Raw genomic sequence first — 1,003 nt, forward strand, 5'->3', positions numbered from 1 at the left:
ACAGCTTGAACTGGAGTAACACGAGTGAACCCTGCAGGAACTATTTCTTGAACAGTATAGGTAGCGGGGGGTAAATTTGAGAAGGAATAACCACCTAAATTATCTGTTTGAGTTTGTAAGTCTCCAATATCCAGTCGACCGTTGTTATTGATATCTAAAAATAGGGTGACATTCGGCTGAGGTTGATCGGTTCCCGGTTCAAAAGTCCTGTTAGCGTTGACATCAATAAATTTCCTGCCACTAATACTACCAGTGTCACGACGATTTCCAAAGTTGATATTTGTGAAATTAGGAACTGTCGCACTCGTAGAAAGAGGAATTGTAACTGGAGCAGGAACCTGAGTGGCTACAAAACCCGGTTGTTGGACTTCCCGAAGTGTGTAAGTACCGGGTTGTAAGTCATTGAACTGATAGGAACCTGTGGCATCTGTTAGTCTTGAGGATTCACTGCTATCAAAGATGTTGTTTGTGTTGAGATCGATGTAAATAGTAAATCCTGGAATTCCTGGTTCTCCTACGTCAAGCCTTCCGTTAGCATTGATATCATTAAATTTCCTGCCACTAATACTACCAGTGACAGTTGGTGGTGTTTGTGCAATATTAAGAATGTCAAAGTTAGTGGTCTGATTAGCAACGACAGTAACAGGTTGAACTGGAGTAACACGAGTGAACCCTGGGGGAACAATTTCTTGAACAGTATAGGTGGCGGGGGATAAATTTGAGAAGGAATAACCACCTAAACTATTTGTGGGAGTTTGTAATTCTCCGTTATCCAGTCGACCGTTATTATTCTGATCTAAAAATATGGTAACATCCGGCTGAGGTAGATCGACTCCCGCTTCAAAAATTCCGTTACGATTGAGATCGTTGGTAAATTTTGTTCCTTGAATACTGCCAGTAAAAGTAATGAGAGGTTCTGTACCCGGAGTAATGAGAGGTTCTGTACCCGGAGTAATGAGAGGTTCTGTACCCGGAGTAATGAGAGGTTCTGTACCCGGAGTAA

The 1,003-nt window shown here is 42.1% G+C and carries 1 protein-coding gene; it reads right to left on the minus strand.

Translation table 11 applies throughout. The features are described 5' to 3' along the window. A partial coding sequence (locus QUA25_RS18755) for an SdrD B-like domain-containing protein (RefSeq protein ID WP_333040435.1) occupies positions 1–1,003 on the minus strand: 1,003 nt, incomplete at both ends.

Source organism: Microcoleus sp. Pol17C6 (genome assembly GCF_036701145.1).
Taxonomy (GTDB): domain Bacteria; phylum Cyanobacteriota; class Cyanobacteriia; order Cyanobacteriales; family Microcoleaceae; genus Microcoleus.